Source organism: Paenibacillus sp. DMB5 (assembly GCF_001517085.1).
Lineage (GTDB): Bacteria > Bacillota > Bacilli > Paenibacillales > Paenibacillaceae > Paenibacillus_AQ.
On the sequence record NZ_LRAC01000085.1, the window covers coordinates 12,724 to 28,656 of the forward strand.

Genomic DNA, 15,933 nt, shown 5'->3' on the forward strand with positions numbered 1-15,933 from the left:
CCTAATGTATATCGACTGCATAGCTAGGATTCATTAGCTTTGATTAGGCGAAGAACTGTTTGCCGATTGGCCCAGACTGCAGGTATGCCTGTTACATACTCTGTGCTGTAGGCATTAAACATTTCAGGGGAGGAATAAAAAATGGGTGCAGAATACGGTTGCGGCTGTGACAACAATGTTGGCGGAGTAAATCAGGGGCCTCCGGTAGTACCGGTAGTAAATCCTTGGATGACCTCGACCAATGCGATTCTGGTTCTGTTCATTTTGCTGGTTATTATTACAAAAGCCTGTATATTCTGAAAATAGTTCCGGCGTATGCAGCTCCGCGCCAGGCGAAAGCGCGTGCGGAGCTGCTGCTGTTGCTGCTTATTTGAACATAAACTCTACCCGGGTTCCGTCGGCATAGCCTTCCAGCTGATTGCCTACCCAGCTGCCTGCACCGCGGTTGTCGGCGGGAGTTATGTATTCGATGTCTGCTCCGGCACCGCCCTCTGCGCACATTGCCATCGGCCACTCATCGCGGTCATAGCCTTTTTTGGTCGGTACCCCCTTGAGGGATTCCTTGCGGTTCTCCTCGGCATCCCCGCGGTTGATCGTACATATCGCTGACTCACCGTTTCTGATCGCCTCCTGGATATGCTCCGCGGTTTCAGGGTAACGGTCTGAGGGGAAAACAAGCTGTACAACCTCGGAACCTCCGGTGGAAGGCGTCGTGACGGACTGGCCGTTCTCCTCGAACCAGTAAGCTGCCAGAGCCAGCAGCACAACGATAATAAGACTTGGAATAAATTTCTGTTTGTTCACGTGCTCCTCCTGATTATGCTGAAATCTTGTTGCTGGGGTCTACTCAGTATAGCTTATAATTAGCAGATTTTAGTATACTAAATTAAGAAAAATAGATCGGTAAGCCGGATGATGTCCGGAATGATCAGGATATTCTTGATCTGCTGCCCCTTCGTTATTCCCGCAAGTAAGCAGCAAGCTAGTTATTAGTATACATACAGTAGTAGCATGAAAATTGAAGACACTATATTTAAAAATTAAAATGATTATCGGCTTCCCCGCCATCCGCCGCTTCCATGCACCGGTTGTCCCCATACAATGGTACAAAAAAGGATGGTGGGACAAATGGAACAGCGCATACTCCGGGATCTGCTCGATTCGGCATCCCGGCTGGTTAACGATGCAGCGTGGCAGTCAGCCTTCCGAGCCCTGCTGCGGGCTCCTGCCGATGAGAAGCTGACAGCACCGGCGCTGAATCTGCTGAACAGGCTGTATACCCTTCAAGGCAAAGGAATCATCAGCGGAATACACGATTATCTGGAAAGTGCGGATGAGTTCAGCAACAAGCTTAAGGTTACGAGCGGCCAATATGCCGGGCTTCACGGCTACGAGCTGGGAGCGATCGGCAACCAGACCGAAGCGCTGATTGCCAATCAGCGTCAGTGGGTGACAGATAGTGCCATCCGCTGGCATAAGGCAGGCGGCATTGTCACTATGACCTACCATGCCAGTCTGCCGGGAACAGCCCCGGCCTGGTCAAATGTCTCGATGAATCTTAGCGAGGCGAATTTTGCAAAATATATTACACCTGGTACCCCTCAATATAAAGCGCTCCTGGCAGACCTTGACAAGACAGCCGTCTACCTGAAAAAACTGAACGATGCAGGGGTTCCCGTTCTCTGGAGACCTTACCATGAGATGAATGGCGGCTGGTTCTGGTGGGGACAGAAGACCCGCTTCGTGGAGCTGTGGAATCTGATGTTCGAGCGTTATACGGTCTATCACGGCCTGCACAATCTGCTGTGGGTGTGGAGCCCCAATGCCAAAAACCAGTGGAGCGAGGAGCCGGCCAAATACTATCCCGGCGCCGGCAGGGTAGATGTGCTGGCCCTGGACATTTATGACGGGGATTTCAAAGCCAGTCATCATGACGGCTTGTGGGACCTTGGACGCGGCAAGCTGATTGCCATTGGTGAGAACGGGAAACTGCCTTTACCGGCAGAAATGGCGAAATCGCAGAACAAATGGTCCTACCAGCTGACCTGGGCCAAGCTGCTGTATGAGCAGAATACGGAGGCTGTGATCAAATCCTTTATGAATGACAGCTTTGTGATTACCAGGGACGAGTATAAAGCCTTGGCCGCTGAAGGGGAGCAAACCTATCCTCCTGGAATCAGAGGCGAGTATTTCAATAACATCACGCTGAGCGGAGCTCCTGCACTGGTCCGGACAGATTCGACCATTAACTTTACTTGGAGACAAACGAGCCCTGATCCGTTGATCAATGCCGACTTCTTCGCGGTACGCTGGACCGGTAAACTGAAGCCCGATTTCAGCGAGACTTATAATCTCTACACCTACTCGGATGACGGCATACGGGTGTGGGTTGACGGGGTTCTTATCATCGACAGCTGGATTAAGCAGAGCGGCACAGAGCGTACAGGAACTGTACAGCTGATTCAAGGCAAGCTGCATGAGCTGAAGGTAGAGTATTATGAGAACCAGGGGGATGCCAAGGCTATTCTGATGTGGGAGAGCCACAGCCAGCCCCGGGCCGTTATTCCCGCCACTGCTTATGTGCTTGCTTAATCAGGTATGTTTGCAGAAGATCTCCAGATTTTTGGAGATCTTTTTGCGATGAAGGCGCTTTAAATTTGAAATTTGGAGCTTTTGAGCTTTTTTTACATTTATTTCATTTGCGCTTTACAAAACCCGCCATTATTCTGTTAAGTGGAGGGATTTGAGACGATGAAAAAAGCCTTATTGATAACCGTACTTTTAATGGTAATGATCCTTAGTGCCTGCAGCAATAACAGCTCTGCGCCAGCTTCAGAGGAGGAGGTTCAGGAGACTGTACAGAACTTTTACAATGAAATGACGAAGTTTGACGAAATGGGCAAAACGTCGCTGGAACATTTCAATACAACACTGACCTCATATTCGACTGGAGCTGCCACGGACAAGGAGCTTGAAGAGGCGCTTGATTCTTTCCAGGACACAGCCTCTGATATTGCTGATCAGGTCAATGATGTGGAAATTTCCAAGAGTCTGCCGGAAAATATTGAGACTCTGCTGAGAGATGCAGCCATTGCGTTCCAGAGCGCCTATTCCATCAAAGAACAGGCTTCGCAGAGTGCGGCTTCCCCTGAGGTTACAGCAGACGAGTTCAACGCCATGAACCAGCAGGCGGATGTAGCAATGCTGTACGGGATCTCCAAAGTGAATCAAGCCAGAGTAGCCGTAGGATTGCTGGATGAGGACAGCGCGGCTGAGACGGAGCTGGGGACTGTTCCCGGAACCGTGGTGGGTACAGAAGCAGATACAGTGGATACCGGAGCACCAACGAATACAAGCACAGAATAAGCAAATTTTTGCGGGTTACGAATTTCATTAGAGGCGCTGTACAGCCTGGCTGTGCGCGCCTTTTGCTTGCGGCCTGCAGCATGCACCTATGAAATGGAAACTCGTCTGTTGTTATTTTTTGATGCTTGATTAAAAACCGGATCTGCAGCTATAATAATACAAACGTATGTTCGTATTGATGAAACGCGAGTGATTACCAACAACATAAGGAGGAACGGCGATGGGTAAACAGCTGGAGGAAGGCCTGCAGGGAGGTCTTGTTCACAGGAACGAAGAGGATGCACTGCACCCGGATGAACCCGCTGCAAATCTGCGGAGACTGGAAGGGATTGAGAGTACTCTTGCACAATCACTCCGGAGTCATATCCGTATAACACTGGTATTGCATGGTGAGGGTGAGGGCAGGCAGCTGAGCGGTTTTGTCACCTCCATTCATACCCACTCGCGTGAGATCAAGCTGCAGTGGGCAGAGGAATGGAAATGGATTCGTGTAGATGACATCGCTGAGGCTTACATCGCCTGATACCTAATTTATGGCTGGGCTGTCTGTTTTCTCATAGGCGATCAGTGTAACCTCTTTGTTGCCTGTTATCCGGGCAATAGCCTCCTCGGCCTGCCGGATTACTTCAACAGCGTCCTTCCGGTCACTAAGCGCGGCAATCTTATAGCTGTCACTGTGAATGTCCATGGGCTAATCCGCCTTTCGGGAATGGAGTTCATTTCGGATAGTGTGGCCGTTTAGGCGGGAAAACATCCAAAAGCTTTTGGTCCGGGAATGCCGCTGTGCGGTTCTGATGTAGCTTATAACTATTGGATGAGATGACCCTGCTGGCCGGGGTCTTTTTGTCATTTGTTGAGCAGTTTCTTACGGAATAGGTGCACACACTTTAGGCAAACCGTACAAGCAAAGCAGGCAGAGAGGGCATCTACTATACTAGGGGGTGAGGAAAATGCTGACTTTAGATCAGGTGAAAAGTAAATCGGCAGGCTGGCTGGGCAAGCTTCATCCGGTTCTGCTGGCAGGTGCCAGTGCTCTGATCCAGCGCAGCTACGCCAAAGGCATCCCGATCGTCATCACCCAGGGCATGCGGACTATAGCCGAACAAAATGCCCTGTATGCGCAAGGCCGCACCAAGCCGGGAAACATTGTAACGAATGCCAGAGGCGGCTCCAGTTATCACAACTATGGTCTGGCCATTGATTTTGCCCTGCTCCTGCCGGACGGTAAAACGGTCTCATGGGATACATCCCGTGACGGCAACAATGACAAGATGGCTGACTGGCAGCAGGTGGCTCAGGAAGCCAAGAAGCTGGGTTTTGCCTGGGGCGGGGACTGGACCTCCTTCAAGGATTATTCCCATCTCGAGATGACCTTTGGGCTGACTACAGAGCAGCTGCGGGCCGGCAGGCAGCCGACGGTGCAGCAGGTCAAGGATGCACTGGCCCTGATTAACGGGACAACCGGCGAAACGGATCACGCCATTACAGTTACACTGAATGGAGTTAAAATTACCAGCGGTATTCTGGATAACGGCATAACCTACGCACCCGTACGGGCGGTTGCTGAAGCACTGGGCGCACAGGTCACCTACGATGCTGCCAGCCGGACTGTGAACCTCGTCAGGGAATAAGGACCACCTGTATAGATGATGAGCCACATGGGGAAATTATCAGCGAAATACAATTTCCTCAAAGGGGGCACTTCTCTTGAACAAGCTGGTCACAAGCCTTGCCTGCACTACACTGTTATCCATGAGTCTGATGGGATCTGGTTATGCAGCTAATGCTGCTGGCACCGGTGGGGGGATGGGTACAGCCATTCCGGATACCGGGGCAAACGGTATGAGAACCGAGCGCATCCGTGAAACGAATGGAACGGGTACTCATATGCTGAACGGAACGGACCACCGGATGATGAATCAGACTGGCAATACGATGAACCGCAACGGCGATACTCTGATGAACAGAGTCGAGCATAGCGGCGACAAGCTGATGAACAACGCCACCGGCACAATGCGCAGAGGCGGGAACATGGTGAACAACGCGGTACGGGGCAATGACAACAGCACCGTTTCCCCGCTGGCCAACAACACCCAGACCGGCAGATACCGCGCCACCAGCACAACCGCTAATACAGACAACGACAGAGGCTCCAACTGGGGCTGGCTCGGTCTGATCGGCCTGCTGGGTCTGGCCGGCATGCGTAACCGGAGCGGAGAGCGGGAACGTCACTAGCAGGTAACCTGCTGCTGTAGAGGCTGCAGGTTGCTGGCGGATGGCCCGCTGAATGTTCCGCCCTTTGTTGGGCGGTAATGAGCAGGGATCAGGGGCAGGGATGCCCCTGATTTTAGCTTGCTTAGGCGTTTAAGGCGGCTTTGGGCGCTGTGGGCGGGAATCAGAGGCAAAAATGCCTTTGAAATTGGGCGACTATGCGCTGTGGGCGAGAATCAAAGGCAAAAATGCCTTTGAATTAGGCAATTTTGCGCTAAAGGCAGGAATTAAAGGCAAAAATGCCTTTGAATTGGTCAATTGAGCGCTTGGAAGCGGAAATCAAAGTCAAAAATGCCTTTGATTTATCTCGATTGATGCTATTGGCGAGGAATTATAGGTAACTTTACTCTTACGGTAAGTAACAACTTCACTGTGTGATAATTAATGGTTTTATAGGACGAGACCCGTCAGTTGAGCCTAAGTATCCCCAATCTAGTGTGAAATAAAAAATAATGGTAATATGGATTGCGTGATCACCGGATACGTGATATGATATTTCTTGTCGCGCAAGAGCGCACATAATATGCCGGGGTGGCGGAATAGGCAGACGCACAGGACTTAAAATCCTGCGGTACGTGAGTACCGTACGGGTTCGACCCCCGTCCTCGGCACTACAGTGAAAACCTTGAGAAATCAAGGTTTTTTTGTTGTGCGGATTTTTAAGATTATGTTTACTTTCCCGTGGATTTGCTCCAAAAACAGCGCATTGCAAGATTATCAGCATCAAATTTGAAACGTTTCCAAATTAACTATTGAAACGTTTCCACTTTGGTGCTATTATAATTTTCAGAAGAGAGGTCGGAGGTGTTAAATGACAAGCATTAAAGATGTAGCCAACTTAGCCGGCGTTGCTGTAGGTACCGTGTCCAGAGTCATTAACAACTCTGGCGCCGTCAAACCCAAGACACGCCAAAAGGTAGAAGCAGCCATACAGGAGCTGAACTATTTTCCGAATGAAGTGGCCCGGAATTTTAAAATGCAGAGGTCCAGGATGGTCGCCTTATTGCTGCCGAGTATCTGGAATCCTTTCTTTTCGGAGCTGGCCTATTACATTGAGGATGAGCTGGACCGGGAAGGCTATAAGCTGATGCTGTGCAACAGCGGCGGCAAGCCCGAAAAGGAGCTGTATTATCTCGATATGCTGCGCCAGAACAAGGTGGCCGGGATTGTGGGCATTACTTACAACGATATCGAGAATAATGTGAGTAATGATATTCCAATCGTAAGTATTGACCGGCACTTTAATAAGAAGATTACCTGCGTAACTTCGGATAATTATGAGGGAGGGCGTCTTGCCTTAAGAGAGCTTGTGAAAGCGGGAGCCAGGAAGCCGGCTTTTATGGGAAGTGTCACCTCGGTGTTCAGTGAGACGATGAACCGCAGAGAGGGCTTCATCCATGAGGCGCAAGCTTTGGGCGTCGATTATGTAATCTACGAGAAGCCCGATCCTATTGTAGACAACCAGGCTTTTATTAACGAATTCCTGCATAACCACGGCGATGCAGACGGCATTTTTGCCATTACCGATATGCTTGCCGCCTGTTATATTGATCAGGCCAGCAAGCAGGGGATCCGGGTTCCGGAGGATGTGAAGGTCATCGGTTATGACGGCATCCAGGACAGTCCGTATTTTCATCCTATTCTGTCTACCATCAGGCAGCCAGTGGAAGAAATGGCGCGCATGACGATCAAACTGCTGTATGACAAGATCGAAGGCACTCCGCTGGAGAAGCAGGTGTACCGTATACCTGTTGTGTTCAGGCAAGGCGAGACTACATGATCTCCTGCAGATCAGAGAAACATCAGCTTATCCGTATGGATGCACCGACTGGCGTTTTTCTTTTATAAATTGGAAACGTTTCAAGTTAGAAAATATATTTTTTAGCCTAAATTGGAAACGTTTCAAAACGTCTGTTAATTTTAAATTGAAAGGGAGTATAAGCGTGAATTCAAGAACCAGTACGGCAGATCCCTCCATGATCAAACCAAGCCGCAAAAGATGGAGCCGGTTCAAGCGAGACTATGAGTTGTATCTGTTTTTGCTGCCGATTATTATTCTGTATCTCGTATTCAAATACTATCCGATGTACGGGGTGCAAATTGCCTTTAAGGATTTCTCGCCTAGCCAGGGAATCTGGGGGAGCGAGTGGGTAGGCTTCCAGCACTTTAAAGATTTTTTCAATGCTTATAATTTCTGGACTATCATCTCAAATACGCTTTCTCTCAGTTTTCTTTCACTGCTGTTCGGCTTCCCGGCACCGATCATCATCGCCATTATGCTCAATCAGATGCTGGGCAAGTCCTATAAGAAATTTGTCCAGACCGTGATTTATGCGCCGCACTTTATTTCGACCGTCGTGCTTGTCGGGATGCTTAATGTGTTTTTATCGCCTAACAGCGGTCTTGTTAACCACCTGATTACCGCGTTTGGCGGGCAGCCCATCCTCTTTATGGCTGATGAGGGCTGGTTCCGTCCACTCTATATCCTCTCAGGAATTTGGCAGGAGACAGGCTTCGCTACGATTATCTACCTTGCTGCACTGGCGGGAGTCAATCCCGAGCTGCATGAAGCGGCTATCATGGACGGGGCGAGCAAATGGAAGCGTGTATGGTACGTGGATATTCCAAGTATTCTGCCGACGATTGTGATTCTGCTGATTCTTGCACTGGGCAATATTATGAGCATCGGTTTTGAAAAAGCATTTCTGATGCAAAGTGATCTGAACTACGCCACCTCCAATATCATCCCGACCTATGTCTATGAAATGGGGATTCAGAAGGCCCAATACAGCTTTTCAACGGCAGTCGGCCTGTTCAATTCCCTGATCAATATTATTCTGATATTCACCGTCAACCGGATCGCCAAAAAGATGACAGAAACCAGCCTGTGGTAGGAGGAAACAATCATGAACCAATTATTGAAGCGAAAGAGCAGAGGGGATGTATGGTTTGACATCATCAACTATATTTTGCTGACCATCATCATGCTGCTTGTGTTATACCCGCTGTACTTTGTGCTGACTGCCTCATTTAGCGATCCCAATTATATCTACTCCGGCGAGGTCTGGCTGTTTCCGAAAGGCTTCACGCTGGACGGCTATGAGCGGATATTCAGTGACTCCTCCATCTGGATCGGATATGGGAATTCTATTCTATATGCGACACTGGGGACCCTCATAGGAGTTGCCGTTACGGTATTTGCAGCTTATCCGCTGGCCCGTAAGGATCTGGCCGGAAAGTCGGTGATTATGTGGTTTTTACTGGTTACCATGTTCTTCAGCGGCGGGCTGATTCCAACCTATCTGCTGATAAAAGATTTGCACATGCTGAACACGATGTGGGCACTGGTCATTCCCGGGGCAGGCGGTGTGTTCAACGTCATCATTGTCAGAACCTTTTTCCAGTCGTCCATACCGGATGAAATGTGGGAGGCGGCTTCGATCGACGGATGCTCGAACACCAGATTTTTCTGGAGCATTGTCCTTCCCTTGTCCAAGTCCATTCTGGCAGTCATGGTGCTGTACCACGTGGTCGGCTTCTGGAACGGATTCTTCGACGCTTTGATCTATCTGAATGATGAGAGCAAGTATCCGCTGCAGCTGGTGCTCCGCAATATTCTGGTCCAGAATCAGGTCAATTCCGGGATGATGATTGATGTGGAATCCTATGCAGCCAAGATGCGCGTGACCGAGCTGATCAAATACGGGGTCATCATGGTGTCCAGCCTGCCGCTGCTGATTTTGTATCCGTTCCTGCAGAAGTATTTTGTCAAAGGTGTAATGATCGGCTCGATCAAGGGCTGATATCCATATCCGCTACTTGAGAGGGGGGATGCACCGCCGTATTCAGGCGAAAAATAGCAGAGCAATACAAGCGCTTAACGGGTGGCATGAACTAAAGGGAGGTTATGGATAATGAAGTCTTTATTCAAAAATGCGGGGATTGTGATGCTTGCCGGAGCGTTTGCGCTGAGCGGATGCTCGGGTAACGGGAACGGGTCCAAGAATCAGGCGGAGAATCCGGATCAGGAAGCGAACTTTAATGCAACCGGTCTTCCGATTGTAAACGAAGCGGTGTCCTTAAGAATGGTAGCCCCGAAGGCGGCCCTGGCGCCGGAGTTCACGGAGATGGAAATCTTCAAACGGCTGGAGAAGGATACTAATGTAAAGATTAACTGGGAGAACATTCCCGATACCGACTATACAGAGAAGAAAAACCTGCTGCTGGCGAGCGGCGATTTGCCGGATGCCTTTTATGCGGCCGGATTTACCGATTATGAGCTGATCAATTACGGTGAGGACGGAACCCTCATTCCGCTGGAGGATCTGATTGACCAGTATGCGCCTAACTTGAAAGCGCTTCTTGAACGCCGTCCCGATATCAAATCCTCGATTACAGCACCGGATGGACACATCTACGGACTGCCGTCCTGGGAAGAGAATAACCTGGGAACGAACCCTTTCTTTCACGTTATCAATAAAAGCTGGCTGGATAAGCTGGGCCTGAAGGTACCGGAAACGCTGGATGAATATACGGAAGCGCTGCTGGCCTTCAAAACACAGGACCCGAACGGCAACGGCAAGCAGGATGAAATCCCGCTTAGCTTCATGCACATGCAGTGGTGTATGGATATAGCCGGACTATTCGGCGCCTTTGGGCTTCCGGATAATCTGGAGCACCGTGTCGTCCGTGACGGCAAGGTTATTTTTACGGCGACTCAGCCTGAATATAAGGAAGCCCTGAATTATTTTCATGAAAAATGGTATAAGCAGGGTCTGATCGATCCGGAATCCTTCACCCAAGATGCGGCGCAGTATCTGGCCAAAGGCAAAACGACAGATGAGACGCTGGGCTCCTACGTATGGTGGGAAGTAGAAGAGGTTGTCGGTACCGAACGTGCCAAGGATTATGTGCTGCTGTCTCCGCTTAAAGGCGCGGATGGAGAGCAGACTATTGGACGCGCCAATGGCGGCGGGCCGGGACGCGGTTCTTTTGTCATTACCAAAGCGAACAGCAATCCGGAAATCACTATGCGCTGGATCGACCAGCAGTATGAGCCTTATATGGCCGCTCAAATTCACTGGGGCCCGCTCGATGTCGTGTACAAGAAGGACGAGAACGGCAAGCTGGTAAATCTGCCGCTTCCTGAAGGAGCCTCTGCAGGTGAATTCCGTCAAAAGGTTGCTCCGGGATCAGGTGCGCCCGGCATCATTACTTTCGACGACTTCGGCAAAGTGGTAGATATGGAGCCCCGGGCCCAGCAGCGCGCTGCTGACCTTGAGAAATACTACAATCCGTATATGGAAAAAGAAAACTACCCAAGCATCTTCTTTGAGCCTGAGGAACTGGACACTATCAACAGAATTGAGCCGGAACTGATCAAATATGTAAATACACAAAGAGGAAGATTCATTGTAGACGGCGGCGCAGATGAGGCATGGGACAGCTATATCAAGACGCTGGAAAAGATGGGTCTGAATGAACTGATGGAAATCTATCAGACCGGACTGGACCGTTACAATGCAAATCTAAAACAATAAATAAATAGAGGATTAGGTGGGGAGAAGCTGTGCTAGATATTATCGCAATCGGTGAAGTATTGATAGATTTTACTCCGGCAGGCCATTCAGCCGCGGGGAACGGGCAGTTTGAATGCAATCCGGGTGGGGCGCCGGCCAATGTGGCCGCTGCATTGTCCCGTCTGGGCGCAAGATCGGCACTCGTCAGCAAGGTTGGCGAGGATCAATTTGGATCTTTACTGCACAATACTCTGCTGCGCAGCGGTGTAGATGTAGCAGGCGTTTCGGTTACGAACGAAGCCAGTACAACATTGGCCTTTGTTCATCTGGATGAGCAGGGAGACAGATCCTTCAGCTTCTTCCGGAAGCCGGGAGCGGATACCTTTTTACATGCAAAGGACCTCCCGCTGGACCGGATTGACAGCTGCAAGGCGCTGCATTACGGCTCATTGTCTATGACCCATGAACCTGCACGGACGGCAACTAGGACGGCAGTTCTTAAGGCTAAGGAAGCAGGTGTACTGCTGTCGTTTGATCCGAATATCCGGTTTGCGTTATGGGAGAGCAAGGAGGAAGCAAGACAGCATATATTGTGGGGCCTGAATTATGCCGATATCCTGAAGATCTCGGAGGATGAGCTTTCTTTTATAACAGGTACACATGATATTGAAAAAGGTTCACTGGAGCTTCAGCAGCAATACGATATTACACTCATTGTCGTCACTTTAGCGGAAAAAGGCTGCTATTACCGTCTGGCTGGGCAGGACGGATATGTGCCGGGGTTTAAAGTTAAGGCCATTGATACGACTGGCGCCGGGGATGCTTTTCTGGGCTGCCTGTTATATAAGATTCTTGAAAGCGGAAGTTCCTTGCAGGATCTGAGCAGCCGGCAAATGACCGGCATGCTGACTTTTGCCAATGCCGGCGGAGCGCTGGTGACAACACGAAAGGGGGCTCTTGGGTCCATGCCTACGACAGAGGAGATTAATGAAATGATAGAGTCGAATAAAACATACAATGATGAGAAGTTTAGACCGGGCTTTCATTTCTCACCTCCTTCCAACTGGGCGAATGATCCGAACGGATTAGTCTATTATGAGGGAAGCTATCATCTATTCTATCAATATCATCCTTACAGTAATAAATGGGGGCCGATGCACTGGGGTCATGCAGTAAGTGAAGACCTGGTTCACTGGGAGCACGCGCCTGTTGCTCTATTCCCGGATGAGCATGGGGCGATTTTTTCGGGCTGCTGTGTTGTGGACTGGAATAATAGCAGCGGTTTATTCGAAGATTCCCATGGGCTTGTGGCAATCTTTACGCATGCCGATACCCATCCGGAGTCGGGGCAGCCGCGCCAGCGGCAGAGTCTGGCTTACAGCAGCGATAAAGGCCGGACTTGGCACAAGTATGCCGGAAATCCGGTGCTTGCCGAGGATGAATTAATCGATTTCCGTGACCCGAAGGTGTTCTGGCATCCGCAAAGCGGGCGGTGGGTTATGGCGATTGTCGCGGGAGACCACGCCCGGTTCTATGCCTCTGATAATCTGCGTGAATGGTCGCTGTCTGGTGTGTTCGGCCAAGGAGAAGGCTCACACGACGGCGTATGGGAATGCCCCGATCTGTTCCAGCTGCCTGTGGATGACACCGGTGTTTCCAAATGGGTGCTTATTATCAGCATCGGCGACAATCCCGATTGTCCCGAAGGTTCGCGCACGCAGTATTTCATTGGCGAGTTTGACGGAAAAACATTCATCAATGACAATCCCGCTGATCATATCCTGTGGCTAGATCATGGCAGAGACAACTATGCAGGGGTTACCTGGTCGGATCTTCCGGAGCAAGACGGCCGCCGTGTCCTCATCGGATGGATGAGCAACTGGAAATATGCCAACGAGACGCCTACGGGTTCCTGGAGAGGTGCCATGACTCTGCCCCGCGTCCTGTCACTGACAAGCCAGAACGGAAATGTCGTGTTAACGCAAATGCCTGTGCGGGAAATAGAGCGGCTGCGCAAAGAAACTGTGAGCTGGAAGGCTGTCGCCGTTACACCTGAGACTCCGTTTGTACAGCGGACGGATCATAATCTGCTGGAGATAGAGGCAGAACTGGATGTACGTTCCGGGGACGAGGTATATATCCATCTGAAATCCTCCGGACAGGACGAGATCATTATCGGCTATAACCCGGCTGACAAGCAGCTGTTCACCGACCGTTCCCATTCGGGAGTGACTGAATTTCATCCGGCTTTTGCCAGCCGGCATGGTGCCAGTCTGGCTGCGGTGAATGGACAGCTCAGACTGCAGATCTGGCTGGACCGCAATGCGGTTGAGGTGTACGCGGATCATGGTTTGGTAGTGCTGACCGATCAGATTTTCCCTGAATCTCCGATTGAGCATATCGAGGTAAGGACGCAGTCAGGCCAGATTGTTCTGAATTCGCTTAAGCTCCATACACTGGAGTCTATCGGGATACCGGACGGGAGGAATGAGGCATGAGCAGCTCAGCGGGAGACCGCGGATTAACGATGCATTGGGCTTTTGATGAAGGAACTGGAGCTAGTACTATGGAGAGCGTCACTAAGACGGTGAATGATGTCCATTACGTGTTTAATAATGCGGAGTTTACGACCCCTTGTACTCCGCCATGGAGGCAGGGGGTGGCAGGAAGCAGTCTCCTCTTTGATGGTTACTCGACCTATATTGCCCATTCTGCACATGAGGAAGAGCGTAATGGGGAGCCGGAATTTCTGCCGGCTCTCAGTATCGGGGCATGGGTTGCCCCGCGAACCTATGAGTGGGGGCACGAGGGCAAGCTGGCCGCCATTGTGAACCGGCACAATAAGGATGCTAAGCAGGGTTATCTGCTTGGCATGTTCCGTCACGGCTCCTGGTCCTTCCAAATCGGGCTGGAGGGAGGGGAATGGATCGAAATCTGGTCGCCGGACGGCTATGAGCTGCCCAAGAATGAGTGGTCTTACGTAAATGCCGTATTCAATGGGGATAAAGGTAAGCTTAAACTGTATTTGAACGGCAGCGAAATTGCTTCTGCAGCCGCGCCTGCCGGTTCCCGGCTGGCGCAAGCGGCGGATACAGATCTGCTCATCGGCAGGAACAATCACAGCAGCAAGCTAGCAGAGGTATTCAGCCTGCACATGTTCAGCGGACTTATGGATGAGCTGAAAATTTATAGCCGTGCCCTGAGCAGCGAGGAAGTGGCTGCTTCTTATCAGGCGGTGCTCGCTTTACATGGAGGCGTCCGGCCGCAAGTGGAATATGACGACATCAGGCTGGATCGTACACCCCTGCTTGCGGACCGGCACAGACCGCAATATCATGTCAGCCCGCCGGCCCACTGGATGAACGAGCCTCATGCACCAATCTATTTTGACGGGCAATATCATCTGTTCTATCAGCATAATCCGCAAGGGCCTTACTTCCACCATATTCATTGGGGGCATTGGGTAAGTGAAGATCTGGTGCATTGGCGCGATCTTCCTATAGCCCTGGCACCTGAGAAGGATCAGCTCGCACCCGACGGTATCTGGTCAGGAAGCGCCACTTATGATGCCGACGGCTTGCCTGTCCTGTTCTTTACAGCCGGCAATGACAGTGCTTCACCGAATCAGAGCGTGGCGCTGGCCAGAAGCACTTATTCCGAAGATAAGGACCCTGATCTGGTGAGGTGGATCAAACATCCGGAGCCGCTTATTGTACAGCAGCAGGGAATGGGGGCCTTCGGCGATTTCCGGGACCCGTTCGTGTGGAAGGATGAGGATGGCTGGTATGCCCTGGTCGGATCGGGGACGGAAGGCGGAGCCGGAGCAGCGCTCGCATTTACGTCAAAGGACATGCTGAATTGGACTTACAAAGGTTCGTTCTTTGAAGCGGACATTCAGAAGTTCCCTTATCTTGGACCGATCTGGGAGCTCCCTGTATTTCTTCCTCTGGGTAGTGACAAGCAAGGTGTAAGTAAGCATCTCTTGCTGGTCAGCCCTGTGGGAGCCGGCGCCGATGTCGAAGTGTTCTATTGGATCGGGCAGCTGGATAAGCACAGCCTGTCATTCCTCCCGGATCAGGAGGAGCCGCAATTGATGGATGTCGGTGATTTCCATTTTACCGGCCCAAGCGGAATGGTCGATCCTGTGACAGGCAGAAATATCGTCTTTACGATCGCGCAGGGTGACCGTACATCCGTGCTGGAATATCAGTCAGGCTGGGCTCATAACGGCGGTTTGCCTGTAAGCGTGTATTTAAGGGAAGATGGCCGGCTTGGAATCGAGCCGATTCAGGAGCTGCGGTCACTGCGGGGCGAGAAGCGATTATCGCTTCATGACAAGTCATTAATAGAAGCAAATGAACAGCTTAAGGCTATTCAAGGCGATATGCTGGAGATTCAGCTGGAAATGGAGCGGGGCAGTGCTGCACAGCTTGGAATCAAGGTCCGTGTACACCGGATGGAGAGGAAGAAACGCTGCTGTATTATGACTGGAAGGAATCCATGCTTTTGGCCGACCGGACGAAAACATCGCAGCATTCGGAAGAAAAATGCAGCGGGATTCAGGGCGGCAAGCTGGAGCTGTGCGGCGAGAATCTGAAGCTGCATCTCTATCTGGACCGCTCCATGGTCGAAGCCTATGCCAACGGACTTAAGAGCCTGACAACCCGGGTATACCCGGGCCGTAAGGATGCCTTGGGCCTTGAACTCTGGGGAGATGGGGAAGCGTTGGTGAAGTCTATGGACATTTGGGAGATGAAGTCAATATGGTAACGCGGAG

At 50.8% G+C, this 15,933-nt stretch carries 16 protein-coding genes and 1 tRNA gene; 15 read left to right on the forward strand and 2 right to left on the reverse strand.

Features of this window, described 5'->3' with window-relative positions:
- The first annotated feature begins 141 nt into the window (after positions 1-141).
- Positions 142-300, forward strand: coding sequence for a hypothetical protein (locus AWJ19_RS35135; protein WP_157889962.1), 159 nt, complete (start codon positions 142-144; stop codon positions 298-300).
- A gap of 66 nt (positions 301-366) precedes the next feature.
- Here AWJ19_RS35135 and AWJ19_RS07940 read toward each other — a convergent pair whose 3' ends face one another.
- Positions 367-804: a NucA/NucB deoxyribonuclease domain-containing protein gene (locus AWJ19_RS07940; RefSeq protein WP_068722681.1), complete on the reverse strand. Its 438-nt coding sequence runs from the start codon at positions 802-804 to the stop codon at positions 367-369.
- Between the two features lie 324 nt (positions 805-1,128).
- On the opposite strand from AWJ19_RS07940, the gene AWJ19_RS07945 reads away from it, so the two are divergent.
- The 3 genes from AWJ19_RS07945 to AWJ19_RS07955 all read left to right on the forward strand — a co-directional run bounded on the left by AWJ19_RS07945 (position 1,129) and on the right by AWJ19_RS07955 (position 3,889).
- Positions 1,129-2,592 (forward strand): glycosyl hydrolase, encoded by a 1,464-nt coding sequence (locus AWJ19_RS07945; RefSeq protein ID WP_068722683.1) that lies wholly within the window; start codon positions 1,129-1,131, stop codon positions 2,590-2,592.
- A gap of 159 nt (positions 2,593-2,751) precedes the next feature.
- Positions 2,752-3,366 carry a hypothetical protein gene (locus tag AWJ19_RS07950; protein WP_068722684.1) on the forward strand — a complete coding sequence of 205 codons (615 nt, stop codon included), beginning with the start codon at positions 2,752-2,754 and terminating at the stop codon, positions 3,364-3,366.
- Positions 3,367-3,586: 220 nt separating this feature from the next.
- Positions 3,587-3,889: a YolD-like family protein gene (locus tag AWJ19_RS07955; RefSeq protein WP_068722686.1), complete on the forward strand. Its 303-nt coding sequence runs from the start codon at positions 3,587-3,589 to the stop codon at positions 3,887-3,889.
- A gap of 3 nt (positions 3,890-3,892) precedes the next feature.
- Here AWJ19_RS07955 and AWJ19_RS35700 read toward each other — a convergent pair whose 3' ends face one another.
- Positions 3,893-4,054: a hypothetical protein gene (locus tag AWJ19_RS35700; RefSeq protein WP_198536518.1), complete on the reverse strand. Its 162-nt coding sequence runs from the start codon at positions 4,052-4,054 to the stop codon at positions 3,893-3,895.
- A gap of 262 nt (positions 4,055-4,316) precedes the next feature.
- Here AWJ19_RS35700 and AWJ19_RS07960 point away from each other — a divergent pair, with 262 nt between their 5' ends.
- The 11 genes from AWJ19_RS07960 (at position 4,317) to AWJ19_RS36390 (ending at position 15,926) form a co-directional block, all read left to right on the forward strand.
- Entirely contained in the window at positions 4,317-4,997 is a 681-nt protein-coding gene (locus AWJ19_RS07960; RefSeq protein ID WP_068722688.1) for a M15 family metallopeptidase, read from the forward strand.
- Between the two features lie 76 nt (positions 4,998-5,073).
- On the forward strand, positions 5,074-5,601 hold the full coding sequence (locus AWJ19_RS36385) for a WGxxGxxG family protein (RefSeq protein ID WP_068722690.1): 528 nt from the start codon (positions 5,074-5,076) through the stop codon (positions 5,599-5,601).
- A 172-nt stretch (positions 5,602-5,773) separates the two neighbouring features.
- Complete coding sequence (locus AWJ19_RS37245) at positions 5,774-5,899, forward strand: hypothetical protein (protein ID WP_277815796.1); 126 nt, start codon at positions 5,774-5,776, stop codon at positions 5,897-5,899.
- 263 nt (positions 5,900-6,162) lie between these two features.
- Positions 6,163-6,248, forward strand: a tRNA-Leu gene (locus tag AWJ19_RS07970).
- A gap of 200 nt (positions 6,249-6,448) precedes the next feature.
- On the forward strand, positions 6,449-7,417 hold the full coding sequence (locus AWJ19_RS07975) for a LacI family DNA-binding transcriptional regulator (protein ID WP_068722693.1): 969 nt from the start codon (positions 6,449-6,451) through the stop codon (positions 7,415-7,417).
- A 196-nt stretch (positions 7,418-7,613) separates the two neighbouring features.
- Positions 7,614-8,531, forward strand: a complete 918-nt coding sequence (locus AWJ19_RS07980; protein ID WP_241781655.1) for an ABC transporter permease subunit — start codon at positions 7,614-7,616, stop codon at positions 8,529-8,531.
- Positions 8,532-8,543: 12 nt separating this feature from the next.
- On the forward strand, positions 8,544-9,440 hold the full coding sequence (locus AWJ19_RS07985) for a carbohydrate ABC transporter permease (protein WP_068722695.1): 897 nt from the start codon (positions 8,544-8,546) through the stop codon (positions 9,438-9,440).
- Between the two features lie 111 nt (positions 9,441-9,551).
- A complete protein-coding gene (locus tag AWJ19_RS07990; RefSeq protein WP_068722697.1) occupies positions 9,552-11,177 on the forward strand; it encodes an ABC transporter substrate-binding protein in 1,626 nt (541 codons plus the stop codon).
- Positions 11,178-11,206: 29 nt separating this feature from the next.
- A complete protein-coding gene (locus AWJ19_RS07995; RefSeq protein ID WP_068722699.1) occupies positions 11,207-13,654 on the forward strand; it encodes a PfkB family carbohydrate kinase in 2,448 nt (815 codons plus the stop codon).
- The gene (locus tag AWJ19_RS08000; RefSeq protein WP_241781649.1) at positions 13,651-15,753 is read left to right on the forward strand and encodes a LamG-like jellyroll fold domain-containing protein; all 2,103 of its coding nucleotides are present in this window, start codon (positions 13,651-13,653) and stop codon (positions 15,751-15,753) included. The genes AWJ19_RS07995 and AWJ19_RS08000 overlap by 4 nt, the downstream gene beginning before the upstream one ends.
- Positions 15,663-15,926, forward strand: a complete 264-nt coding sequence (locus tag AWJ19_RS36390; protein WP_241781650.1) for a GH32 C-terminal domain-containing protein — start codon at positions 15,663-15,665, stop codon at positions 15,924-15,926. The genes AWJ19_RS08000 and AWJ19_RS36390 overlap by 91 nt, the downstream gene beginning before the upstream one ends.
- Positions 15,927-15,933 lie beyond the last annotated feature (7 nt).

Excerpts from the sequence above, each read along its gene's own strand:
- AWJ19_RS35135 (WP_157889962.1), top strand. The coding sequence starts at position 142 with ATGGGTGCAGAATACGGTTGCGGCTGTGACAACAATGTTGGCGGAGTA.
- AWJ19_RS07945 (WP_068722683.1), top strand. The coding sequence starts at position 1,129 with ATGGAACAGCGCATACTCCGGGATCTGCTCGATTCGGCATCCCGGCTG.
- AWJ19_RS07950 (WP_068722684.1), top strand. The coding sequence starts at position 2,752 with ATGAAAAAAGCCTTATTGATAACCGTACTTTTAATGGTAATGATCCTT.
- AWJ19_RS07955 (WP_068722686.1), top strand. The coding sequence starts at position 3,587 with ATGGGTAAACAGCTGGAGGAAGGCCTGCAGGGAGGTCTTGTTCACAGG.
- AWJ19_RS35700 (WP_198536518.1), bottom strand. The coding sequence starts at position 4,054 with ATGGACATTCACAGTGACAGCTATAAGATTGCCGCGCTTAGTGACCGG.
- AWJ19_RS07960 (WP_068722688.1), top strand. The coding sequence starts at position 4,317 with ATGCTGACTTTAGATCAGGTGAAAAGTAAATCGGCAGGCTGGCTGGGC.
- AWJ19_RS37245 (WP_277815796.1), top strand. The coding sequence starts at position 5,774 with ATGCCTTTGAAATTGGGCGACTATGCGCTGTGGGCGAGAATCAAAGGC.
- AWJ19_RS07975 (WP_068722693.1), top strand. The coding sequence starts at position 6,449 with ATGACAAGCATTAAAGATGTAGCCAACTTAGCCGGCGTTGCTGTAGGT.
- AWJ19_RS07980 (WP_241781655.1), top strand. The coding sequence starts at position 7,614 with ATGATCAAACCAAGCCGCAAAAGATGGAGCCGGTTCAAGCGAGACTAT.
- AWJ19_RS07985 (WP_068722695.1), top strand. The coding sequence starts at position 8,544 with ATGAACCAATTATTGAAGCGAAAGAGCAGAGGGGATGTATGGTTTGAC.
- AWJ19_RS07990 (WP_068722697.1), top strand. The coding sequence starts at position 9,552 with ATGAAGTCTTTATTCAAAAATGCGGGGATTGTGATGCTTGCCGGAGCG.
- AWJ19_RS08000 (WP_241781649.1), top strand. The coding sequence starts at position 13,651 with ATGAGCAGCTCAGCGGGAGACCGCGGATTAACGATGCATTGGGCTTTT.